General features: G+C 68.9%; 23 protein-coding genes. 8 read left to right on the top strand and 15 right to left on the bottom strand.

Annotated elements, in window-relative coordinates; translation table 11 throughout:
* Positions 1-24: 24 nt before the first annotated feature.
* Together F6X53_RS01700 and F6X53_RS01695 are read right to left on the bottom strand one after the other, a co-directional pair.
* Positions 25-336, bottom strand: coding sequence for a cupin domain-containing protein (locus tag F6X53_RS01700; protein WP_150996530.1), 312 nt, complete (start codon positions 334-336; stop codon positions 25-27).
* A 50-nt stretch (positions 337-386) separates the two neighbouring features.
* Entirely contained in the window at positions 387-1562 is a 1176-nt protein-coding gene (locus F6X53_RS01695) for a hypothetical protein (protein ID WP_150996528.1), read from the bottom strand.
* Between the two features lie 170 nt (positions 1563-1732).
* Here F6X53_RS01695 and F6X53_RS01690 point away from each other — a divergent pair, with 170 nt between their 5' ends.
* The 3 genes from F6X53_RS01690 (at position 1733) to der (ending at position 4727) form a co-directional block, all read left to right on the top strand.
* Entirely contained in the window at positions 1733-2341 is a 609-nt protein-coding gene (locus tag F6X53_RS01690) for an NnrU family protein (RefSeq protein WP_150996526.1), read from the top strand.
* A gap of 214 nt (positions 2342-2555) precedes the next feature.
* Positions 2556-3266, top strand: coding sequence for a tetratricopeptide repeat protein (locus F6X53_RS01685; protein ID WP_150996524.1), 711 nt, complete (start codon positions 2556-2558; stop codon positions 3264-3266).
* Positions 3267-3383: 117 nt separating this feature from the next.
* Positions 3384-4727 (top strand): ribosome biogenesis GTPase Der, encoded by a 1344-nt coding sequence (der, locus tag F6X53_RS01680; RefSeq protein WP_150996522.1) that lies wholly within the window; start codon positions 3384-3386, stop codon positions 4725-4727.
* A gap of 35 nt (positions 4728-4762) precedes the next feature.
* On the opposite strand, the gene F6X53_RS01675 is transcribed toward der, so the two are convergent.
* The 12 genes from F6X53_RS01675 to rpsF form a co-directional block, all read right to left on the bottom strand.
* Complete coding sequence (locus F6X53_RS01675; protein WP_150996520.1) at positions 4763-5902, bottom strand: carboxylate-amine ligase; 1140 nt, start codon at positions 5900-5902, stop codon at positions 4763-4765.
* A 54-nt stretch (positions 5903-5956) separates the two neighbouring features.
* Positions 5957-6364: a dihydrofolate reductase gene (locus F6X53_RS01670; protein WP_150996517.1), complete on the bottom strand. Its 408-nt coding sequence runs from the start codon at positions 6362-6364 to the stop codon at positions 5957-5959.
* A gap of 76 nt (positions 6365-6440) precedes the next feature.
* Positions 6441-7193, bottom strand: coding sequence for an SDR family NAD(P)-dependent oxidoreductase (locus F6X53_RS01665; RefSeq protein WP_150996515.1), 753 nt, complete (start codon positions 7191-7193; stop codon positions 6441-6443).
* Positions 7194-7202: 9 nt separating this feature from the next.
* The gene (purF, locus tag F6X53_RS01660; protein WP_150996513.1) at positions 7203-8693 is read right to left on the bottom strand and encodes an amidophosphoribosyltransferase; all 1491 of its coding nucleotides are present in this window, start codon (positions 8691-8693) and stop codon (positions 7203-7205) included.
* 157 nt (positions 8694-8850) lie between these two features.
* Entirely contained in the window at positions 8851-9474 is a 624-nt protein-coding gene (locus tag F6X53_RS01655; protein WP_150996511.1) for a CvpA family protein, read from the bottom strand.
* Positions 9475-9738: 264 nt separating this feature from the next.
* Positions 9739-11172 (bottom strand): DNA repair protein RadA, encoded by a 1434-nt coding sequence (radA, locus tag F6X53_RS01650; protein ID WP_150996509.1) that lies wholly within the window; start codon positions 11170-11172, stop codon positions 9739-9741.
* A 125-nt stretch (positions 11173-11297) separates the two neighbouring features.
* Positions 11298-12416 carry an alanine racemase gene (gene alr, locus F6X53_RS01645; RefSeq protein WP_150996507.1) on the bottom strand — a complete coding sequence of 373 codons (1119 nt, stop codon included), beginning with the start codon at positions 12414-12416 and terminating at the stop codon, positions 11298-11300.
* A gap of 289 nt (positions 12417-12705) precedes the next feature.
* Positions 12706-14193: a replicative DNA helicase gene (locus F6X53_RS01640; protein WP_150996505.1), complete on the bottom strand. Its 1488-nt coding sequence runs from the start codon at positions 14191-14193 to the stop codon at positions 12706-12708.
* A 272-nt stretch (positions 14194-14465) separates the two neighbouring features.
* The gene (rplI, locus tag F6X53_RS01635) at positions 14466-15032 is read right to left on the bottom strand and encodes a 50S ribosomal protein L9 (protein WP_150996503.1); all 567 of its coding nucleotides are present in this window, start codon (positions 15030-15032) and stop codon (positions 14466-14468) included.
* A 43-nt stretch (positions 15033-15075) separates the two neighbouring features.
* Positions 15076-16047, bottom strand: coding sequence for a DUF2232 domain-containing protein (locus tag F6X53_RS01630; RefSeq protein WP_150996501.1), 972 nt, complete (start codon positions 16045-16047; stop codon positions 15076-15078).
* A gap of 133 nt (positions 16048-16180) precedes the next feature.
* The gene (gene rpsR, locus F6X53_RS01625) at positions 16181-16435 is read right to left on the bottom strand and encodes a 30S ribosomal protein S18 (RefSeq protein ID WP_091948993.1); all 255 of its coding nucleotides are present in this window, start codon (positions 16433-16435) and stop codon (positions 16181-16183) included.
* A gap of 3 nt (positions 16436-16438) precedes the next feature.
* Entirely contained in the window at positions 16439-16903 is a 465-nt protein-coding gene (rpsF, locus tag F6X53_RS01620; RefSeq protein ID WP_150996499.1) for a 30S ribosomal protein S6, read from the bottom strand.
* A gap of 529 nt (positions 16904-17432) precedes the next feature.
* Here rpsF and F6X53_RS01615 point away from each other — a divergent pair.
* Complete coding sequence (locus F6X53_RS01615) at positions 17433-17693, top strand: DUF6894 family protein (protein WP_150996497.1); 261 nt, start codon at positions 17433-17435, stop codon at positions 17691-17693.
* A gap of 19 nt (positions 17694-17712) precedes the next feature.
* Here F6X53_RS01615 and F6X53_RS01610 read toward each other — a convergent pair whose 3' ends face one another.
* A complete protein-coding gene (locus F6X53_RS01610; RefSeq protein ID WP_150996495.1) occupies positions 17713-18087 on the bottom strand; it encodes a PH domain-containing protein in 375 nt (124 codons plus the stop codon).
* 199 nt (positions 18088-18286) lie between these two features.
* Here F6X53_RS01610 and F6X53_RS01605 point away from each other — a divergent pair, with 199 nt between their 5' ends.
* The 4 genes from F6X53_RS01605 (at position 18287) to rnc (ending at position 21203) form a co-directional block, all read left to right on the top strand.
* Positions 18287-19072 carry a pyridoxine 5'-phosphate synthase gene (locus tag F6X53_RS01605; RefSeq protein ID WP_150996493.1) on the top strand — a complete coding sequence of 262 codons (786 nt, stop codon included), beginning with the start codon at positions 18287-18289 and terminating at the stop codon, positions 19070-19072.
* Positions 19069-19482, top strand: coding sequence for a holo-ACP synthase (gene acpS / locus F6X53_RS01600; RefSeq protein WP_150996491.1), 414 nt, complete (start codon positions 19069-19071; stop codon positions 19480-19482). The genes F6X53_RS01605 and acpS overlap by 4 nt, the downstream gene beginning before the upstream one ends.
* A 139-nt stretch (positions 19483-19621) precedes the next feature.
* Positions 19622-20431 (top strand): signal peptidase I, encoded by an 810-nt coding sequence (gene lepB / locus F6X53_RS01595; RefSeq protein ID WP_150996489.1) that lies wholly within the window; start codon positions 19622-19624, stop codon positions 20429-20431.
* Positions 20432-20441: 10 nt separating this feature from the next.
* Positions 20442-21203, top strand: a complete 762-nt coding sequence (gene rnc, locus F6X53_RS01590; RefSeq protein ID WP_150996486.1) for a ribonuclease III — start codon at positions 20442-20444, stop codon at positions 21201-21203.
* The last annotated feature ends 61 nt before the right edge of the window (positions 21204-21264 follow it).

Below are 21264 nucleotides of genomic sequence, written 5' to 3'. Positions count from 1 at the left end.
GCCCGGCCCATCGACGCACCGCCGTCACGCGCGGACATTCGTCTCGACCAACACGGTCTCGGTGTCGAACTCGGCCGCGTGCCAGGCGCCGGGCGGGAAGTGGAACAGGCTGCCCGGTCCGAACGCCGTCCGGCCCTGCGCGGTCTCCAGGGTGCCGGAGCCGGAGAGCACCTGCACGCATTGCTCGTGCGGGTGGCTGTGGCGTTCGGCCGAGGTGCCGGCCGGCACGAGCACCCGCACCAGCGTCGCGCCGGCGCCTTCGAGCACGCGCTTGGCGACGCCGCTCGGCGCACGCGTCTCCGGCAGGTCGTTCCAAGTCAGGCAATGCGGCGGCATCGGGCGTCTCCCTCTCGGGCCAGAATCCATCGCGTGAGCCCGGCGTCAATTCACGGCCAGACCGTGATGGCCACGGGCCGGCGCACCAGGTCGCGATCCGAGGTGATGCGGCAGCCCTCGGTCCTGAGGGTCACGTAGGTGAAGCGCGCGGTGTCGCCGACATCGTCGAAGTTGCGGCCCTCGGCCGCGGGATCGAGGAGCGACGGGTAGGCGATGAGGCCGCCCGGCGCTTGGCACGGATCGTCGTAGAGGGTGGCGCCGGCGAGAAGCAGGCGTGGCGTGTCCCAGGTGAGGAGGTCGCGTGAGCTGGTCCAGTAGAAGCCCGACTGGGGGAACGCCTCCGCCTGCTTGGCCATGAACACCGCGATATAGGCGCCGGTGCCGCGATGGCGCACCACGGCGCCCACCGGGGTGGGAAAGGGGGCCACCGGCTTGCAGGTGTCGGGGATCCGCACAGGCTGCCGGTAGGGATCCGGGAAGGCGGCGGTGAAGCCCGTGCCGGTCCAGGCCCGCCAGCTCAACGGGTCGGCGGGCGTCGCGGTCCGGAACAGGCAGACGCCGCCCGCCTGGTCGCTGCCCGGCCGGTCCCAGCCCGTGGTCGAGGCGAAAATGTAGCGCCAGCGCCCCGCGCCGAAAATGTTCGAGGGGTTGAAGAAGCCGCGGTGCCGGCCCTGGTCCACCTCCTGCCGGAAGGGGGCGGCGGCCACTACCGCGGGCGGCGCCGCGCGGGTGAAGCTGCGGCCGCCATCCGTCGAGGCCGCGGCGGTCAGCGTGTTGTACCAGCATTCCAGGTAGAGCTTGGAGCGGCAGCGGCCCGGATGCTCGTTCGCCTGATACTCGTGGTGCAGGAGGCCCGCGACCGCGCGCCCGTCCTCGGTCCAGGTTGCGGTGATCCAGGAGCGGTCGTCATAGAGCGCCGGATCGGATTTCTCGCCGGAATCCAGCACGATGCTGCAATCGAGCGTCAGGTGGTCGAGATCCGGCCCGCGCAGCGCCCGGTTGCGGTAATGCATGCCGAAGAGAGCCACGGCCCCGCGCGCATCCCGAAAGGCCCGGGCGGAGGCATCCGGCACGTCGGCGCCGTCGCAGGCGTCGCGCCCGGCCCGGAAGATCGCGGTCGGCGGTCCCACCAGGGTCAGGCTGGAGAGCGGCGGCTCGGGCGCGGCCTGGGCGGCCCCCGTCAGCCCGAGAAGCAGGAGAGCGGTGTACCGGAGGGGGCGCGTCATCGGGGCAGCCTGGACAAGGCCGCCAGATTCGCTTCAGAACCGTTACAGAGTGCTTGCCCGGACCGGCATCGGTTCGGCCGCTCCCCGAAATTCCTGTCTCCGAGATTCCCTCTTCAAGTTTCCCGTCCCCAAAATTCCCATCCCCAAGATTCTGTCCTCAAGGGCCATCCATGCTGATCCTGATCCTCGGGCTCGTGCTGTTTCTCGGCACGCATGCCTTCTCGATGGCCCGGGCCAAGCGCGCGGAGGCGATCGGGCAGCTCGGCGAGAAGCGCTTCAAGCTTGCCTACACGCTCGCCTCCCTGGCCGGCCTCGTCCTCATCGCCTACGGCTTCCACCAATATCGCGCCTCCGGCTACATCGCGGTCTGGGATCCGCCGGTCTGGACGCGCCACCTCGCCGTCCTCCTGAACCTGTTCGCCTTCATCGCCCTGGCCTCCACCTACCTGCCCGGCCATATCCGGGCGCGCGCCAAGCATCCGATGCTGCTCGCGGTGAAGATCTGGGCGACCGCGCATCTCCTCGCCAACGGCGATCTCGGCTCGATCCTGCTGTTCGGCAGCTTCCTGGCCTGGGCGGTCGCCGCCCGCATCAGCGCCAAGCGCCGGGCGCTCACCGCCGGACAGGTGGCGGCGCAGCATGGCGGCGAGGCCGCCCGCCCGTCGGGCTACCGCAACGACATCCTGGCCGTCGTGATCGGCGTCGCCGTGTGGTTCGTGTTCGGCCGCTACCTGCATTACCCGGTCATCGGCGTGTATGCCTGGCCGGGCATGGCCTGAACGGGCGTCGACCGGGCGGGCTCGGCTCGACCGGCCCCCGAACCTGCGGGTCGGCCAGGAGGCCGGTCGCCCAGGAGGCCGGTCGCCCAGGAGGCCGGTCGCCCAAGAGGCCGGTCGCCAAGGAGCCCGGTCGCCAAGCCCGAAGGTCTGTGCTAGGCGCGGGCGCTCCAACTCCGTGAGGCGGTCGTCCCGTTCGGGACCGGCCTGAGAGACCATGGCTGAAAACAACGAGTTCATCCGCGAGGTCAACGAGGATTATCGCCGGGATCAGGTCGCGCAGATCTGGCGGCGCTACAGCGGCGTGATCATCGCGCTCGCGATCCTGGTGGTGGCCAGCGTCGGCGGCTGGCGCTACTGGCAGAGCGCGCAGCGCGCCGCCGCCGAGACGGCCTCCGAGCGCTTCGACGCCGCCAACCGCCTCGTCCGCGAGGGCAAGACGGACGAGGCCGACAAGGCCTTCACGGCGATCGAGGCGGAAGGACCGGCCGGGTACCGCCTGCTGGCGCAGTTCCGGTCCGCGGCCGAGACGGCCAAGCGCGATCCCGCGGCGGGGGCCACTGCCTATGACGCGATCGCGAACGATACCGGCCTCGCGAGCGGATTGCGCGACCTGGCCCGGCTGCGCGCCGCGCTGCTGCGCATCGATGCGGCCGATCCGGCGCCCGCGCTGGCGAGCCTTCAAGGCCTCGCCGCCGGCAGCGCCTTCCGGCATACCGCCCGCGAGATGCTCGGCCTCGCGGCCCTCAAGCGCGGGCAGTACGAGGAGGCCGGCCGCTGGTTCGACCAGCTGACCACCGACCCCGAGACGCCGCAGAACCTGCGCCAGCGCATCGAGGTCTACGCTGCCCTCGTGGCCGGCGGCCCGGTCACCGTCACCGAGGCGAAGCCCGAGCCGGCCGCGCCGCCCCCGCCGATCACGCGATAGCCCAGCCGGCCGTGCCGGCCGGTTGAAGAAACGCGATCGATCAATACCTTGGAACCGTTCCCGCAAGGCGGGCGCGGCACTTGCCGGCTTTCCGCCGGCCGACCGGACGAGACCACCATGAATATGCCGACCGTCGCCATCGTCGGACGGCCGAATGTCGGCAAGTCGACCCTTTTCAACCGTCTCGTGGGCAAGAAGCTCGCCCTCGTCGACGACCGTCCGGGCGTCACCCGCGACCGGCGCGAGGGCGATGTCCAGTTCGGCGGCCTGGTCTTCCGGGTCATCGACACGGCGGGCCTCGAAGAGGCGGATTCCGCCTCGCTCCTCGGCCGCATGCGCGCCCAGACCGAGGCCGCCATCCTCGAAGCCGATGTGGTGCTCTTCGTCATCGACGCCCGCGCGGGCGTGCTGCCGGCCGACCAGCCCTTCGCGGAGCTCGTGCGCCGCGCCGGCTGCCCCGTCATCCTGATCGCCAACAAGGCGGAGGGCGGCGCCGGCCTGGGCGGCGCCTACGAGGCCTTCGCCCTCGGCCTCGGCGACCCGATCCCGTTCTCGGCCGAGCATGGCGAGGGTGTCGGCGAGTTGCACAGCGCCCTTCAGGCGACGCTTCCGGAGATCGAGGAGGACGAGGACGCCGACAACCCGGCGGGCCGCGCCCTCAAGGTCGCCATCGTGGGCCGGCCGAATGCCGGCAAATCCACCCTGATCAACCGCATGCTCGGCGAGGAGCGCCTGCTGGTCGGGCCCGAGGCCGGCATCACCCGCGATTCGATCTCCCTCGACTGGGAATGGCGCGGGCGCCGGATCAAGCTTCACGACACCGCCGGCATGCGCCGCCGCGCGCGCATGGACGACAAGCTCGAGAAGCTCGCGGTCTCGGACGGGCTGCGCGCCGTGCGCTTCGCCGAAGTCGTGGTGGTGCTCCTCGACGCCACGATTCCTTTCGAGAAGCAGGATCTCACCATCGTCGACCTCGTCGAGAGCGAGGGCCGCGCCGTGGTGATCGGCCTCAACAAGTGGGACCTCGTGGCCGACCAGCCGGGCCTCCTGAAGAAGCTGCGCGAGGATTGCACCCGCCTGCTGCCGCAGGTGCGCGGCATCGGGGTGGTGCCGCTGTCGGGGCTCGCCGGCGAGGGCGTCGACAAGCTCATGAAGGCGGTGGTCGACGCCGCCGAGGTCTGGGACCGGCGCGTCTCGACCTCGCGGATCAACGACTGGCTCAGCGAGGCGACCAGCCGGAACCCGCCGCCCGCCGTCTCCGGCCGGCGCATCAAGATCCGCTACGCCACCCAGGTGAAGAGCCGCCCGCCGCACTTCGCCCTCTTCGGCAACCAGCTCGACGCCCTGCCGAAATCCTACACCCGCTACCTCGTCAACGCTCTGCGCGAGGCCTTCGACCTGCCCGGTACCCCGATCCGGCTCTCGCTCAGGACCTCGAAGAACCCGTTCGACAAGGGCTGAGAGCGGCCGGCGCTCCGGTCGTCCGGGACGCCGGCCTAACCGGTTCCGGCATCCGTGCCGCGCGAGACCGCCGCGAGCCAATCCACCACCGCGTCGAGGCCCTGCCGGTTGGTCAGCCCCGCCTCGCGCGCGGCCTCGAAGGCGGCGATCTGCCGGTCGGCACTCGTTCCGTCCTGGAGGATGGCGCGGGCGTTCCGGACCTCCGCCGTGCAGCCGAGCGCCGCCGCGTCCTCCTCGATCAGCGCCAGCATGCCCTCCAGGGCCTCCCCATAGGGCAGGGCCTCCTCCCGGGCCTCGTCGATCATCTCGGCTACGATGCCGCTGCGCTGCGCCCGCCAGAGGTTCTCGCCGGCGAGCGCCCGCGTCACCCCGTCGATCCCGGCATTCAGCTCCGGCCGGCGCACCACCAGGCGGACCAGGCAGCGAAACAGGGCCGCGATCGTCAGCGCATCCTCGAGCCGCGTGCAGGAATCGGCGATTCGCAACTCCAGGGTCGGGAACTTGATCGAGGGGCGCAGCGACCACCACAGGTAGCTCGCATCCTGGATCGCGCCGGCCTTGGTCATGATGCGGACGTACCGCTCGTAGTCGCAATCGTGCATGAAGAGTTCCGGCAGACCCGTGCGCGGAAGTTCCCCGAAGGCACTCAACCTGTAGGCGATCAGGCCCGTCGGCTTGCCCTGCCAGAACGGCGACGAAGCCGACAGGGCGAACAGCAAGGGCTGGAACGGCAGCAGGCGGTTCATGAGCCCGACCCGCGCTTCCGGCACCGGAACCTCAACGTGGACGTGCATGCCGCAGATCAGGCTGCGCCGGCCAGCCAGGCCGACATCGCGCAGGATGCCGCGATAGCGGTCGCCCTTGGTCGGCACTTGCAGCGACCAATCCGCCACCGGATGGGTTCCTGCCGCGAAAACAAGGAGTTCGTGCCGGGCGCCGATTTCCGCCAGCGTCGCGCGCTGCCGGGCCAGCACCGCGCGCGCCTCGGCAAAATCCCAGGAGGGCGGTGTGCAAACCTCAACTTGGCATTGCAGAAGTTCGCGGCCTGCCTCGGGCAGGCTCTCGCCGACTTCCGCGTGGAAGGGCTTCACCGACCGCCGCGGCGTCCCCCGGGTCTCGGCATCGGCCAGAAAGTACTCTTCCTCGATACCGAACCGATAGTTGTGGTCACTCATGATCACCCCGCGAGGACACGTCCGCGTCAACTCGCCGGGGCCCGTCTGGTGCCTTCAGCTTCGCAAAGGCCCCCCCACAAGCCAAGCCGGATCGAACCAGCGATCCGCCTCGCCGTCATAGGGCAGGCGGGTGATATCCCAGTGCTGGATGTACTTGGCGTAGACATTCCAGACCGTGATGCCGCCTCCAACGAATATGCGGCGGCCAGGATAGCGCTTCAGCACCGCCTCGGGATCCTCGTGCGAGCGGATCACGTCGATCGTGCGGTCCTCGAAGGCGAATCTCGGAACCGAGGCGACGGTCTTCGGGCCTGCAATCAGGACGTGTCCCATCGTCAGCGCGAAGAACCGGGTCACGTCCTCGACAAAGAGCGGATCGGTGTTGCCCTCCCAGGGCAGATGCCCGTTGAGGCCGAGTTGCCCGCGCTGGCCGATGGCGCAGATGCAGCGAACGTCGATCATCCCGGTCCGTCTCTCCCGATTGCCGATGTGAGGAAAACCAGCGTGGTGCGGCGCGGATCCGTGCCCGCGCGATCGTTCAGGCCGGCGCCTGCGGCGTCAGCACGCGATCCTGCGGGAAGTCGTAGATCTTGCCCGATTCCGCCCAGTCTGGGCTGGCCAGCTGGATGAAATGCGGAGCCAGATCCTCGGGCGTCCTCAAGGATTCCGGATCCTCGCCCGGCATCGCGGCGTGGCGCATCGCCGTCCGCAGAGGACCGGGATTGAGCAGCATGGCCCGAACCCGAGTGGTCTCGGTCTCCGCCGCGTAGGTGCGCACCAGCGCGTCGAGGGCCGCCTTGGAGACGGAGTAAGGCCCCCAATAGGCGCGGCATTTGGTGGAGGCGCCGGAGGTCACGAAGATCGCCCGGCCCGCATCCGACATCCGCAACAGGGGGTCGAACGAGCGGATCAGCCGCCAATTTGCCGTGACGTTGATGTCCATGACCTGCTGCCAGACCTTCGGGGTCACGTGCCCGATCGGCATCAGGTTACCGAGAATGCCGGCATTGCCCACCAAGATGTCGAGGCGTTTCCAGCGATCGTGGATCGCCTGGCCGAGCCGGTCGATCGCGTCGTAATCCGTGAGATTCAGGGGCACCAGGGTCGCGCCGGAGCCGGTGTCCCGGATCGCATCGTCGAGTTCCTCGAGGGCGCCCTGGGTCCGTGCCACCGCGATGATGTGGGCGCCAGCGCCCGCGAGCGCGAGGGCCGCGGCGCGGCCGATGCCGCGCGAGGCGCCCGTCACGACGGCGACGCGGCCGTCGAGGGGTTTGTCGGGAGAGATCGCCATCGTGCGCGCTCAGTCGGCTTCGGCCAGCATCGCGAGCCGGCGCGGGCCCGCGATGGCAAGGTCCGTCAGGCTGGTCGGGTAGTCACCCGTGAAGCAATGGTCGGTGTATTGCGGGCAGGCCTCGTGGCGGCTTTCCTCGCCCATGGCCCGGTAGAGCCCACCGATCGACAGGAAGGCCAGGGAATCGGCGCCGATATACTGGCGCATCCCTTCGAGATCGTGGGTTGCCGCCAAAAGCTTCTCGCGCTCGGGCGTATCGATTCCGTAGAAGTCCGGATAGGTGATCGGCGGCGATGCGATGCGGAAGTGCACGGCCTTGGCGCCGGCTTCCCGCATCATGCGGACGATCTTCACGGAGGTGGTGCCGCGGACGAGGCTGTCATCCACGAGGACGATGCTCTTGCCCTCGATCGCCGCGCGGTTGGCCGAGTGCTTCATGCGCACGCCGAGTTCCCGCACGGATTGCGTCGGCTGGATGAAGGTCCGCCCGACATAGTGGTTGCGGATGATTCCCATCTCGAAGGGAATGCCCGTCTTCTGCGCGAAGCCGAGCGCTGCCGGGACGCCGGAATCCGGCACCGGGACCACGATATCGGCCGCGGCGGGGGCCTCCCTGGCCAATTCGGTGCCGATGTTCTTGCGCACCGCGTAGACGCTCTTGCCGTTCACGATGGAATCGGGCCGGGCGAAGTAAATGTACTCGAAGATGCAGGGACGGACCGACTGCACCTCGGCGAAGCGGATCGATTCCACACCCTCCTCGGAGATCACCACGATCTCCCCGTTCTCGACGTCGCGCACGAATTTCGCGCCGATGATGTCGAGGGCGCAGGTCTCCGACGCCAGGATGTAGCGGCCATCGAGTTCGCCGAGCACCAGCGGGCGGATGCCCATCGGATCGCGAGCGCCGATCAGCTTCTTATTCGTCAACGCGACGAGGGCGTAGGCCCCCTCGATCTGGCGAAGCGCGTCGATGAAGCGCTCGATGATCCGCGGCGAACGGCTCCGGGCGGCGAGATGGAGGATGACCTCCGTGTCCGATGTCGACTGGGTGATGGCGCCGTCCCGGACGAGATCGCGGCGGATCGAGAGCGCGTTGGTCAGGTTGCCGTTATGCGCCACCGCGAGCCCGCCTCCGGCGAGTTCCGCGAAGAGCGGCTGCACGTTGCGCAGGATGGTGCCGCCGGTCGTCGAGTAGCGCACGTGGCCGATCGCGGAGCGGCCCCGGAGCCGCTCGATCGTCGAGCGGTCGGAGAATGAATCGCCGACGAGGCCGGGCCGGCGCTCGGAATGGAAGATCTCGCCGTCGAAGGAGACGATGCCCGCCGCCTCCTGGCCGCGGTGCTGAAGCGCGTGGAGACCGAGCGCCACGACCGCCGAGGCGTCCGGGTGCCCGAAGATCCCGAAGACACCGCACTCCTCGCGCAGCGTATCCCCATCGCAGTCGAGCCCATCGGCGAAGCCGGAATGGGGCTGAACGGGCGCGGAGCTCTCTGACATGCTGATGGTGATCCCTCGTCGCCGTCGGCTCGACGTCACGCGCGGCGCGGCGGGGCAGTCACCTGCACCCATCGCGCCTTGAGCCTTGACCCGGCATCGTCACGTGGCCGGTATCTAAGAGGTGTTTACGCGGCAACCAAGCGGCGCCGCGAGCAGATCAGCGTCGCGGTGCGGGCACGGGTGCGGGCTGGCCGCCCACATCGCTCCGGCGCTGCGCCGGCGCGTCGGTCTCGGCGGGCGCATCCACGGGCTCGTTCGGAGGGGTCTCGATCTTCGGCTTCTTGAACTGCTTCAGGAAGCCTTCGGGATTTTCCGGAAGCTGCGCCACGAGAGCGTCGCCGGATTTCTCCAGCATGGGACGGGAGCGGGCTTGCGCGGCCCATTCGGGCATCTTGCCCTGAACGAGCCAAGCGAGAAACACCCAGCCGATCACGCAGATCAGGAAGCCGCGTCCCGCGCCGAACACGAAGCCGAGCGAGCGGTCGACGGCACCGATGCGCGAATCGAGCACGACGTCGGAGATCTTCACGGTGATGATCGAGACCACGATCAGTGTGCCAAGGAAGATCGCCGCGATCGAGGCGACGAGCGCCACCGTATCGCTGGTGACGTGCTGCTTCACGGTCGGCAGCAAGAGTGGGTGGAAGGACCATGCCACTGCGGCGGCGGCCACCCAAGCGATGATAGCAAGGACTTCGCGGGTGACGCCGCGCACGGCTGCGAGCAGCGCGGAGATCACGACGATACCGAGCACCACGAGGTCGAGAATGGAGAACGGCATCGCGCCCTATAGGTCACACGGGGAGATGCGGTGGCATCTGGAAGTATCGCGGCTCCCCCGGACCGCGGGGCTTGTATACCGTGCCGAAACTCGGGCGTCACCCTCGCGCATCGGCATCGATCTCGCGCAATGTCGCGAAGGCGTCTCCAGAGCGAGAAGGCGAGGAGATCTCGCGCGATCGTGTCGGGCCGGCGCCTCCTTTTCCTGTTAATCACGGGCGCCGCCCCGCGTGCGATGCCGCGGCTCGGCACGCGATGGCCGAGCCTAATCCTCGTCGTCGTAGCTCCGGGAGCCGCGCCCGGAACCCGCCCGGCGGGGGGCGTTGGCGGCGATGCCGGAGACGAGATCCGCGATGTGGCGCAAGGCCTCGGTCGGCAGCGCCTGCGTCCCGGCCTCGCCCCGCCCCTGCGGCGTCAACGCCCGCCCGAAGCCGAGCTTCTGCGCCTCCTTGAGGCGGGCCGTTGCCTGCGCCACCGGACGGATCGCGCCGGAGAGCCCGATCTCGCCGAAATACACGTTCTCGCTCGGCAGGACCGCCCCGGACAGGGAGGAGACGAGTGCCGCCGCGACCGCGAGGTCGGCCGCCGGCTCGCTGATGCGCAGGCCGCCCGCGACATTGAGATAAACGTCGTGGGTGCCGAGCCGGATGCCCCCGTGGGCTTCCAGCACCGCGAGCACCATCGAGAGCCGGTTCGGGTCCCAGCCGACCACCGCGCGGCGCGGCATCCCGAGCGCGGAGGGCGCCACCAATGCCTGGATCTCGACCAGAAGCGGGCGCGTGCCCTCCATGCCGGCAAAGACCGCCGTGCCGGGTGCGGCGTGGTCGCGCCCGGCGAGGAAGAGCGCCGAGGGGTTCGGCACCTCGGCGAGGCCCCCATCCGTCATCTCGAACACCCCGATTTCGTCGGTCGGGCCGAAGCGGTTCTTCACCGCGCGCAGGATGCGGAAATGGTGGCCCTGGTCGCCCTCGAAGGAAGCCACGGCGTCGACCATGTGCTCGACGACGCGCGGCCCCGCGATCTGCCCGTCCTTGGTCACGTGTCCGACCAGGATCACGGCGGTGCCGGAGGTCTTGGCGAAGCGGATCAAGCTCTGGGCGGAGGAGCGGACCTGCGTCACCGTGCCGGGGGCCGATTCGACGGTCTCGGTCCACATCGTCTGGATCGAGTCGATGATCGCCAGGGCCGGTGGGCGGCCCTGCGACAGGGTCTCGACGATATCCTCGACATTGGTCTCGGCTGCGAGTTCCACCGGCTGAGCGGACAGGCCGAGGCGCTCGGCCCGCAGGCGCACCTGCCCGACCGCCTCCTCGCCCGAGATGTAGGCGACGCGCTCGCCCGTGCCTGCCATGGCGGCGGAGGCCTGCATCAGGAGGGTCGACTTTCCGATGCCGGGGTCACCACCGAGCAGGATCACCGAACCCCGCACGAAGCCGCCGCCGGTGACGCGGTCGAGCTCGGCGATACCGGAGGGAATGCGCGGTGCCTGTTTCGCCTCGCCGGTCAGGCCTTCGAGGGGGAAGACGCGGCCCCGCGCACGCCCGGGCCGCGTCGCGGCGGGTCCGGATTGCGGACCGGTGCCGCCGGGCGTCTCCTCGACGATCGTGTTCCAGCCGTTGCAGGCCTCGCAGCGCCCGCGCCAACGGTTATAGACGGCCCCGCAGGACTGGCAGACGAAGGTCTGTTGGATCTTGGCCATGGCACCGTCGTGTTCGGGAGCGGACGCGCCACGCACCGTCGACACTTCGCGTCATCCCGGACCCTGCGAGGCAGCCGGGGATGACGCGCGGCCATCGGATCGGTCGGGAGCGCTGCGCGTGGCGACTAACCTTCGGTTCCTACATAATGACGAACATATCGAGAACCTAGGCCCGTCAGGATCTCGTACCCGATCGTGCCGGCGGCACGACCCACCGCATCAACATCCAGCCCGTCGCCGATCAGCGTCGCGGTGTCGCCGCGCCGGGCGCCGGGCGCACCGGTGACGTCGAGGATGATCAGGTCCATCGAAATCAGGCCGAGGATGGGGCAGGACACACCGCCGACGAGGGCGTGACCGCGCTCGCTCGCGGCACGCGGATAGCCGTCCGCGTAACCGAGGGAGAGCGTCGCGAGCCGCCGCGGCGCAGGCGCGGTCCAGCGCCCGTTATAGCCGACGCTCTCGCCAGCCGCGATGTCGCGGATCTGCGCGATCCGGGCTTCGAGGTGAACCACCGGGCGCATCGGGTTCGCCCGGCCGGGGGTCGGGTTGCCGCCGAAGAGCGCGTAGCCAGGGCGCAACAGATCGTGGTGCGCGCCCGATCCCAGGTAGATGCCCGACGAGTTGGCCAGGGAGGCGGGAATGCCGGGCAGCGCCGCCCGCACCCGGGCGAAATCCGCGATCTGGCGCGCGTTCACGGGATCGTCCGGCAATTCGGCGCTGACGAGATGGCTCATCAGGAGCGCGATGCCGGCTTCATCGAGGAGCGGATCGCCCGCGCAGGCGAGGGCGTCCGTCACCGAGAGCCCGAGCCGGTTCATGCCGGTATCCACGTGGAGCGCCGCCGGAAGCGTGCGGCCGGCCTCGACAGCGAGGGACGCCCATTCCTCCAACTCCTCGCGCGCGCCCAGCACCGGCCGAAGGCGGTGCGCGACCAGCGCGGGCCCACTGCCGGGCAGCAAGCCGTTGAGGACGTAGATCGTGGCCTCGGGCAAGGCGGCGCGTGCCGCCACGGCCTCGCTCAGATGCGCCACGAAAAAGGTTCGGCAGCCACCCCTCCACAGTGCCGACGCCACGGCCTCAAGGCCGCAGCCATACGCATCCGCCTTGACCACCGCGGCGCAGGGAATGCCCGGTGCCTGCGATCCGAGCCGGCGCCAGTTCTCGACGATCGCCCCGAGATCGACGGTGAGACGGGCTCCGTGAAAGGCCAGCGTGTCCTCTGGCGTGCGTTGCTGGTCCATGGCCTGTGTCGGGCGTGAGATGGCTCGAATTCCTCCGCTGTGGGCGGCCTAGCTACAGCCGCCGGCCCTTCGTAGCCGGAACAGGCCTCGGCCGGGAGAGCGTCCCCGGCCGCGGTCCCTCGCCGCAGCAGGAATACTGCCGATCCACGGCGGATCGATGGCCGTCGGGCCGGGCTCTTGCGCGAAACCGTATCCTCACCGCCGCGATCTCGGACCGGGGCCCTGCGGGGACTTGGCTGGCTCGGAGCGAAACGCTTCCGGAAAGGCCCGGCGCCTCCGACCGCTCCGTTCACATCTGCTCGGGCATCCGGTCCGATTGGGCGAGGTTCGAGAACCGGGTGATGTTGGCGTCGAACTGAAGTTCGACGGTGCCGGTGGGACCGTGGCGCTGCTTGCCGAGAATCACCTCGGCCTTTCCGTGGACGCGGTTCATCTCGGCTTCCCAGGCGAAGAACTCCTCGGTGCCCTCGCGGGGCTTCTTGTTGTTGACGTAGTATTCCTCGCGGAACACGAACATCACCACGTCGGCGTCCTGCTCGATCGAGCCCGATTCACGCAGATCCGAGAGCTGCGGACGCTTGTCGTCGCGGTTCTCGACCTGACGCGAGAGCTGCGACAGGGCGATGATCGGCACGCTCAGCTCCTTCGCGAGGGCCTTCATGCCGGTGGTGATCTCGGTCATCTCCTGCACGCGGTTGTCGCCCTTCTTGGACGAGCCGGATAGGAGCTGCAGGTAATCGACGATGAGAAGGTCGAGCCCCTTCTGGCGCTTGAGCCGGCGCGCGCGGGCGGCGAGCTGCGCGATCGAGATGCCGCCGGTCTGGTCGATGTAGAATGGGATCGTCTGCATGTCCCGGGCGGCGTCGGTGATCTTGTAGAAATCCTCGGGCCGGATGTCGCCGCGGCGGATTTTGTAGGAGGGCACCCCGGATTGCTCGGCGATGATGCGGGTCGCCAATTGCTCGGCCGACATCTCGAGGGAGAAGAACCCGACGATGCCGCCGTTCTTGGTCTCGATTGTGCCGTCGGGCCGCTTCTCGCCCTGATAGGCCTTGGCGATGTTGAAGGCGATGTTGGTGACGAGCGAGGTCTTGCCCATGGCCGGGCGCCCCGCGAGGATGATCAGATCCGAGGGCTGCAGGCCGCCCATCTTGGCATCGAGGTCGGACAGACCCGTGGCGATGCCCGAGAGCTTGCCGTCGCGCTGATAGGCCTTGGCCGCCATGTCCACGGCGGCGGTGAGCGCATCGGAAAATTTCTGGAAGCCGCCATCGTACTTGCCCGATTCGGCGAGCTCGTAGAGCCGCCGCTCGGTCGCCTCGATCTGGTCGCGCGGCGCGGCCTCGACGGGGGCCTCGTAGGCCCCGTTCACCAGATCCTCCCCGATGGTGATCAGGCGGCGGCGGATGGCGAGATCGTAAATCGCCCGGCCGTAATCGCCCGCGTTGATCACCGTCGTCGCGTCGGCGGCGAGGCGCGCGAGGTACTGCATCACGGTCTGACCGCCGAAATCGGCGTCGCCCAGATAGGTCTTCAGCGTGATCGGCGTCGCGAGCTTGCCGGCCTTGATCAGGCTGGTGGCCACCTGAAAGATCTGGTGATGCGCCTCCTCCATGAAGTGCTCGGGCAGGAGGAAGTCCGACACCCGGTAATAGGCGTCGTTGTTCACCAGGATCGCGCCGAGCAGCGCCTGCTCCGCGTCGATGTTATGGGGCGCGACGCGGTACTCGGCCTGCACCGCTTCGAGCTTCGCCGTCAGGGCATTGGGCAGGGCCATCGGCAGGATCGCTCCGAGTCTCGCGGCCGATCGGCCGCTGTCCAAAAACACCCGACAACCATGGCATCGGCATGGTTAGCCGAAGCTTAGCTGCGGCCGGCTTCCGGCGCCGACAAGGCCGACCCCGAGACGCAAGACGCCCGCCGTTCCGGAGAGCGGCGGGCGTCTATGCTGGAACAAACGTGGAACGTGTCAAGCCTTGGCGGCCAGGATCCCCGTTCTTCACTGGATCAAACGGAGAATCCCGGCCGGGATTGCGTCCCGCGGGCGGTTCAGCCCTCGTCGCCCTCGCCGGATTCGGCGAGCGCTGCGCCGACCTCAAGGCCGAGGTCGTCGAGGTTGAACGCTTCGCGCTCGGTGACCGACTCACCGCGGGCCTGACGCTCGGCCTCCTCCGGGCTGCGCGCCACGTTGACGGTGATGCTGACCTCAACCTCGGGGTGCAGCACGACCGGGACGGTGTGCAGGCCCAGCGTCTTGATCGGCTGGTTCAGGGCGAACTGGTCGCGGCCGACGCTGAAGCCTTCCTTGGTGACGACCTCGGCGAGGTCGCGGGTCGAGACCGACCCGTAGAGCACGCCCGTCTCGCCGGACTGGCGAATCAGCACGAAGCTCTGGCCCGCGAGCTTGTCGGCAACGGCCTGGGCCTCATTGCGGCGCTCGAGATTGCGGGCCTCGAGCTGGGCGCGCTGACCCTCGAAGTGCTTCTTGTTGGTTTCCGTCGCGCGCAGGGCCTTGCCGCGGGCGAGGAGAAAGTTGCGGGCGAAGCCCGGCTTCACGTTCACGGTCTCGCCCATCTGGCCGAGCTTGGCGACGCGTTCGAGCAGGATCACTTCCATCGTGGTCTTCCTTATCTAGGGAGCCGCCGGGGCGGCGGGTCTCTCAGGATCTGCCGGCGCCCTCTTTGGGACGGCGCAGGTTGAGGGCGGTGTCGGCGATGCCGAACAGGGTGAGCGCGAACAGGGCGATGCCCTGCGTCACGAAGACGATGAGGTAGAGTCCGAACAGAAGCGCCCCCCGCCCCGTTCGCCCGCGGCTGCGGTCGTGGAAGGCGCAAAGCCCCTGCAGGGCGAAGGCGGCGCTGAGCGAGCCGGCGAGTGCCATCCCGAGCACGCCCGCGTAGCCCGGCAGGAAGCCCAGGATGACGGCGGCGGCCAGAAGCACCAGCACGGTCCGGGGCATCATCGTGGAGGGCAGGTCGGGCCATGGACGGGGCAGGCGCCCGGAGACCTGCACGATGCGCGCCGCCGCCCAGAGATAGAGGGTCAGGAGCAGGGCGAGTCCCTGCGTGGCGAGCGCCGGCGCGATCCGGGCGAGCGCATTCGCGACCTCCGTCTTCTGGTCGCTCGGCGGGGTCTCGGTCTGCCCGGTGCCGGCGGGCGGCGTGTCGGGGGCGCTGCGGGTCTGGAGCTGGACGAGGGAGCCGCTCATCTCGCGAAGCTGCGTCTGGAAGGCGTCGTAGTTCGGGGAGGCGATCACCGCGATGGCCACGAAGGCCAGGGCCGCGGTGGCGGCGGTCCAGCCGAGGAGCCGGCCGGTCGGGTACCATTCGAGGGAGCCGTCGGCGCGAGGCCGCCCGAGGAGCGCGAGATACGCAAGCCACCAGGCGGGCACCGCCAGGTAGGCGCTGAAGCCGAGGCCGAGGAAGGGGGAGACGCCGAGCGCGAGGGCGAGGGTTCCGGTCACGGCGGCCGTGAGGGCGGCCTTGTGGCTCCAGCCGAGGCCCACGATCAGGATCGGGAGCGGGGCCAGCAGGTAGAGCACGATGGCGAGCGGCGTCGCCTTCAGGAGCACGCCGAACAGGAGTGCCGAGACGAGACCCGCGCCGATACCGATGCCGAGAGACTGAACCATCACAATCCGCTGTCCCGCTGTCCCGACCTGGGAGCAGGGTTAGAGGCAGGCTTGCCCCAACGATCCCGGATTTCCGTAGGCGAAACCCGGTCCAGAGTAGCGCCCCGGCCGGATGGGCCGGGGCGCCGACGCCCTACTTGATGACGTAGGGAAGCAGGCCGAGGAAGCGCGAGCGCTTGATCGCCTGGGCGAGCTCGCGCTGCTTCTTGGCCGAGACCGCGGTGATGCGGCTCGGAACGATCTTGCCGCGCTCCGAGACGTAGCGGGACAGGAGCTTCACGTCCTTGTAGTCGATCTTCGGAGCGTTCGCGCCGGAGAACGGGCAGGTCTTGCGACGACGGAAGAACGGACGACGGCCACCGCCGCCACCACCAGCACCAAATGCCATGACTTAGTTCTCCCCGCCGAAGCTGCGCTCAGGGCGGTCACCGCGGTCACCGCGGTCGCCACGATCACGGTCGCCGCCGAAGCCGCCACCGAAGCCCTCGTCGTCACGACGACGGCCGCGATCGCGATCCTTGCGGTCGTCGCGGTCACGCTTCTGCATCATCGCGGACGGCTCGCCCTCGAGCTCCTCGACGCGGATCGTCATGAAGCGCAGGACGTCTTCCGAGATCTGCATCTGGCGCTCCATCTCGGCGAGTGCCGCCGGGGGCGCTTCGATGTTCAGGAGCGTGAAATGCGCCTTGCGGTTCTTCTTGATGCGGTAGGCGAGGGACTTCACGCCCCACATCTCGATCTTCTCGACCTTACCGCCGTTCTGCTCGATGACGCCCTTGTAGGCCTCGACCATGGTCTCGACCTGTTGGGACGTCACGTCCTGGCGCGCCAGGAAGACGTGCTCGTATAAAGGCATTGCGGGCCCTTCAGCTTGAATGGGGCCCGACGGCACGCAGGGTGCGTTGAGGGTCGGGCCGGTTCGTTTCCGCGTCACCCGGCGCCAAGCCCTTCGAGCCGTATTCAGGCCCGAGCGGTTGATCGAAGGCGGAGACACCGGACGACGGAGAGCGGGTCGAAACCCGTCCTGTGCCCCGATGGGCACCGTCCGTTCAGCCCCCGGCCGGAGCGAACGCGAGGGCGGCGCATAGCGGTTTTCGCGCAGGATCGCAAGAGCGGATATGCAAGAAGCGCGGGTCCGCGAGACGGCCCGCAAGCCACGCGGGCCTCTCGAGCCGAGCCGAACCCTCAAGCGTCGGCTCTTGGCCGGCGAGCCACCGGCAGAATGCTCGGCTCGCCCCGACCGGCCGACGCTGTTCACGGATCCGTGATTATTGTCATGGATCAATTTTGCGATCCTGGCGTCTTTACGGTCTGTCACATTGTAGACCGGATCCGCTCGGTTCCTGACCGAGGCCAGGCAGTCGGCGAAACCATGAACGGAATTCATGCCGCGCTACTTCTTCGATATCCAGGATGGCATCGACGTGCGCGATGATCAGGGGATCGAGCTTCCCGACATGATTGCCGTCCGGGCGGAGGCCCACCGGGCGCTGGCGGAGCTGGTCAGCCACCAGTCGCAGCGGGGCGGGGCTGTTCAGATCCGGGCCGACGTGCGGGACGGAGAGGGGGAGCGCGTGCTAACCGCCACGCTGCTGATCGTCTCGGAATTCCTTGATGAGGGCCGCGACGGGCCGGGCGGACATTGAGGGCCCGGGCACCAGGACCTCACTTCAGCGAGGCCGCGATCGCCTGTTGGATGCCAAGGACGTTGGCGCCCCGTTTCAGGGTGCGCTGGATCGGGTCCGGCCTGCCCGAGACCCAGATCTTGAGTTCCGAATCGAGATCGAAGCTTCCCGCCGTCTCGACCGAGAACGACGTGATCGCCCGGTAGGGTATGGTCAGGTACTCGACCTTCCGCCCCGTCAGGCCCTGGCGATCGACGAAGATCAGGCGTCGATCGGTGAAGACGAAGAGGTCGCGGATCACCGTGAAGGCAACGCGAACCGACTCGCCCTCGGTGAGGACACCCGCGAGCTGTTCGCCGAGCTCGGCCGCGCTCAGATCGCTGCCATGGCCGAAGAGGCCGTCGAGAATTCCCATTGTCCTGCTTCTCCCTGGTCCGGGCTGATGTGGGGGCGCGTTCCGGCCAAGTCATCAGTCCAGCCAGCGAGCAGAGGATCCGGCAGGCCGATGGCGGGCCTCGCCCCCGATGCGCCGGTCTTCCCTTCGGGCATTCGGCTTCCCACCCGTGCGCGCCTCGATTAGACCCGCGCGCATTCGGCCACCGGAAACCCGTGCCATGTCCGCTTCCCGCCTGCGCCTGGGCGTCAATATCGATCACGTCGCGACCCTGCGGAACGCCCGCGGCGGTGCCTATCCGGATCCGGTCCGGGCCGCGCATCTTGCTGTCGCGGCGGGCGCCGACGGCATCACGGCCCATCTCCGGGAGGACCGTCGGCACATCCGCGACGCCGATATGGTCGCGCTGATGCAGAGCCTGACGGTCCCGCTGAATTTCGAGATGGCGGCGACCGACGAGATGGTCTGCCTCGCCGAGCGCCTGCGTCCCCATGCGGCCTGCCTCGTGCCGGAGAAGCGGGAGGAGCGAACGACCGAGGGCGGCCTCGACATTATCGGGGGACGGGAGCATCTCGCGCCCCGCATCGCGAGACTTGCGGCAGCGGGCATCCGGGTGTCGCTCTTCGTCGAGCCCGAGGAGGCCGTGATGGACACGGCGCGCATCCTGTGTGCGCCGGTGGTCGAGTTGCACACCGGAAGCTACTGCGACGCCTTCGTGGCCGGCGAGGCCGAGCGGGTCGAGGCCGAGTATGCACGTCTCCGAAAAGCCGCCGCCTATGGCGCCGGCATCGGTCTCGAGATTCATGCCGGTCACGGCCTCACGGTCGAGAATGTCGGGCCGGTGGCGCGCCTGCCGCAGGTCGCCGAGCTGAATATCGGGCATGCGCTGATCGGCGAGGCCGTCTTCGTGGGCCTGCCGCAGGCGCTGCGCGACATGCGGGCCGCCATGGATGCGGCGCGCGGGGACGCAAGCGAGGGCACAGGCACGCGGATGGCCGGCGCATGATTCTCGGCATCGGCTCCGATCTCTGCGACATCCGGCGGATCGAGCGCTCCCTCGGCCGCTTCGGGGATCGCTTCACCCACCGGATCTTCACCGACGGCGAGCGGCTGAAATGCGACCGGCGGGCGGCGCGCGCGCCCTCCTACGCGCGGCGCTTCGCCGCCAAGGAGGCCTGCGCCAAGGCCCTCGGCACTGGCCTCAGCCACGGCGTGTTCTGGCGGGACATGGAGGTCGTGAACCTGCCGGGCGGCCAGCCGACGCTTCGGCTCACCGGCGGCGCGCTGGCGCGCCTGAAAGCCATGATGCCGGATGGCCACGCCCCGAAGGTGCATGTGTCCTTGACGGACGACCCACCCCTGGCGCAGGCCTTCGTGATCATCGAGGCTGTGCCGCTCGGCACATTTCCGGATTAGGCGGCGGCGGTCGCGCGTTGCGGGCAGTCCCGGCTTAGTCTAGACCGCCGCTCACAGCGGACAGGATTGCGGCACGCTCCCCGAGGTGGGTGCCGGTGGACCGGAGCCGGGGGGCACCGAGCCGAGGACGTCACGAACCATGGAACGCGCACGCGTGGATCACGACACCAAGCACGAGCTGCGGACGGCCGATACCGGCGCCCCCGGCACCTGGGCCAGCATCCGGGAGACCCTGAAGGTCGGCATCCAGGCGCTGCTCATCGCGCTCGTGGTGCGGACGCTCCTGTTCCAGCCCTTCAACATTCCGTCGGGATCGCTGGTGCCGACGCTTCTGATCGGCGATTACCTGTTCGTCTCGAAGTATTCTTATGGATACTCGAAATACTCCCTGCCGTTGAGCGAATACATTCCCATCAAATCCGAGGGGCGCGTCTGGGCGGCGGAGCCGAAGCGCGGCGACATCGCGGTGTTCAAGCTGCCGAAGGACAACGCCACCGATTATATCAAGCGCGTGATCGGTCTGCCCGGTGACAAGATCCAGGTCATCGACGGCGTGCTCAACATCAACGGCAAGGCTGTCAAGCGCGAGCGCATCGCCGATTACGAGACGATCGACCCTTACGGTCAGGCCACGAAGGTGCCCCAGTACCTCGAGACGCTGCCCAACGGCGTCGCCCACCGGGTGATCGAGCGCGACGGCGACAACGGCTTCTGGGACAAGACCGAGCTCTACACCGTGCCGCCCGGTCACTTCTTCATGATGGGCGACAACCGCGACAATTCCACGGATTCCCGCGACCTCGCCAATGTCGGCTACGTGCCGTTCGAGAACTTCGTTGGTCGCGCCGAGATGATCTTCTTCTCGATCGACGAGGGCACGCCGGCTTGGCAGATCTGGAACTGGCCCGCCAAGGTCCGGTGGAACCGCATCTTCAACACCATCCACTGAGGATGATCCCTTGAACGACGCCGCGCGTCCCTCCAGCCGCGCGCGGCGCGCGCATCGTCCCAAACCCGCCCTCGGCGACCTGGAGGAGCGGATCGGCCACAGCTTCGCCGATCCGGACCTGCTGGTGCGGGCGCTGACCCATGTCAGCAAGGCAAGCGGGCGGGCGGGCAGCTACCAGCGCCTCGAATTCCTCGGCGACCGGGTGCTCGGCCTCGCCATCGCGGACCTGCTCTACGCGGCTTTCCCCATTGCCGATGAGGGCGATCTCTCCCGGCGCCTTGCCGGCCTCGTCCGGCGCGAGACCTGCGCGGCCGTCGCGACGACGTGGGATGTCGGTCCTCATCTCATCCTCGGCCCCGGCGAGGTCATGGGCGGCGGGCGCCGAAACCAGACCATTCTCGCCGATGTCTGCGAGGCGATCCTCGCCGCCGTCTTTTTGGATGCCGGATTTGCCAAGGCGAAGGATCTCGTCGAGGCGGCTTTCCAGCCTGCCCGGAAGACCGCTGCTCCGCGCGGGCGCGATGCCAAATCGGCCCTCCAGGAATGGGCGATGGGCCGCGGTCTGCCGATCCCCGTCTACGACGTGGTCGAGCGCTCGGGACCGGACCACGCGCCGCTCTTCCGCATCGCGGCCCGGGTCGAGGGCATCGAGCCCGGAATCGGCGAGGGGTCCTCCAAGCGCCTCGCGGAGCAGGAGGCCGCCCGCGCCATCCTGCAGCGGGAGGGCATCGTCGAGAGCGGCATCGAAACCAACGAGGCCGAGCCCGGTTGATTCGAGTGCCTTCCGCGCCCGTTTCTCCGCCCCTCGCGGTGGCTCAGGAGCGCGCCCGGAG

Source organism: Methylobacterium soli (genome assembly GCF_008806385.1).
Lineage (GTDB): Bacteria > Pseudomonadota > Alphaproteobacteria > Rhizobiales > Beijerinckiaceae > Methylobacterium > Methylobacterium soli.
The sequence above is the reverse complement of the archived record's forward strand: the minus strand, read 5'-3'. Positions and strand labels throughout refer to the sequence as shown.

What these genes read in the sequence shown, in the direction of transcription:
- F6X53_RS01630 (WP_150996501.1), bottom strand. Translation starts at nt 16,047, where the DNA reads ATGGTTCAGTCTCTCGGCATCGGTATCGGCGCGGGTCTCGTCTCGGCA.
- F6X53_RS01700 (WP_150996530.1), bottom strand. Translation starts at nt 336, where the DNA reads ATGCCGCCGCATTGCCTGACTTGGAACGACCTGCCGGAGACGCGTGCG.
- acpS (WP_150996491.1), top strand. Translation starts at nt 19,069, where the DNA reads ATGATTCTCGGCATCGGCTCCGATCTCTGCGACATCCGGCGGATCGAG.
- F6X53_RS01675 (WP_150996520.1), bottom strand. Translation starts at nt 5,902, where the DNA reads ATGAGTGACCACAACTATCGGTTCGGTATCGAGGAAGAGTACTTTCTG.
- F6X53_RS01670 (WP_150996517.1), bottom strand. Translation starts at nt 6,364, where the DNA reads ATGATCGACGTTCGCTGCATCTGCGCCATCGGCCAGCGCGGGCAACTC.
- alr (WP_150996507.1), bottom strand. Translation starts at nt 12,416, where the DNA reads ATGGACCAGCAACGCACGCCAGAGGACACGCTGGCCTTTCACGGAGCC.
- F6X53_RS01605 (WP_150996493.1), top strand. Translation starts at nt 18,287, where the DNA reads ATGTCCGCTTCCCGCCTGCGCCTGGGCGTCAATATCGATCACGTCGCG.
- F6X53_RS01610 (WP_150996495.1), bottom strand. Translation starts at nt 18,087, where the DNA reads ATGGGAATTCTCGACGGCCTCTTCGGCCATGGCAGCGATCTGAGCGCG.
- rplI (WP_150996503.1), bottom strand. Translation starts at nt 15,032, where the DNA reads ATGGAAGTGATCCTGCTCGAACGCGTCGCCAAGCTCGGCCAGATGGGC.
- lepB (WP_150996489.1), top strand. Translation starts at nt 19,622, where the DNA reads ATGGAACGCGCACGCGTGGATCACGACACCAAGCACGAGCTGCGGACG.
- F6X53_RS01665 (WP_150996515.1), bottom strand. Translation starts at nt 7,193, where the DNA reads ATGGCGATCTCTCCCGACAAACCCCTCGACGGCCGCGTCGCCGTCGTG.
- F6X53_RS01695 (WP_150996528.1), bottom strand. Translation starts at nt 1,562, where the DNA reads ATGACGCGCCCCCTCCGGTACACCGCTCTCCTGCTTCTCGGGCTGACG.
- der (WP_150996522.1), top strand. Translation starts at nt 3,384, where the DNA reads ATGAATATGCCGACCGTCGCCATCGTCGGACGGCCGAATGTCGGCAAG.
- F6X53_RS01640 (WP_150996505.1), bottom strand. Translation starts at nt 14,193, where the DNA reads ATGGCCCTGCCCAATGCCCTGACGGCGAAGCTCGAAGCGGTGCAGGCC.
- rpsR (WP_091948993.1), bottom strand. Translation starts at nt 16,435, where the DNA reads ATGGCATTTGGTGCTGGTGGTGGCGGCGGTGGCCGTCGTCCGTTCTTC.
- F6X53_RS01615 (WP_150996497.1), top strand. Translation starts at nt 17,433, where the DNA reads ATGCCGCGCTACTTCTTCGATATCCAGGATGGCATCGACGTGCGCGAT.
- rpsF (WP_150996499.1), bottom strand. Translation starts at nt 16,903, where the DNA reads ATGCCTTTATACGAGCACGTCTTCCTGGCGCGCCAGGACGTGACGTCC.
- F6X53_RS01685 (WP_150996524.1), top strand. Translation starts at nt 2,556, where the DNA reads ATGGCTGAAAACAACGAGTTCATCCGCGAGGTCAACGAGGATTATCGC.
- F6X53_RS01655 (WP_150996511.1), bottom strand. Translation starts at nt 9,474, where the DNA reads ATGCCGTTCTCCATTCTCGACCTCGTGGTGCTCGGTATCGTCGTGATC.
- purF (WP_150996513.1), bottom strand. Translation starts at nt 8,693, where the DNA reads ATGTCAGAGAGCTCCGCGCCCGTTCAGCCCCATTCCGGCTTCGCCGAT.
- F6X53_RS01690 (WP_150996526.1), top strand. Translation starts at nt 1,733, where the DNA reads ATGCTGATCCTGATCCTCGGGCTCGTGCTGTTTCTCGGCACGCATGCC.
- radA (WP_150996509.1), bottom strand. Translation starts at nt 11,172, where the DNA reads ATGGCCAAGATCCAACAGACCTTCGTCTGCCAGTCCTGCGGGGCCGTC.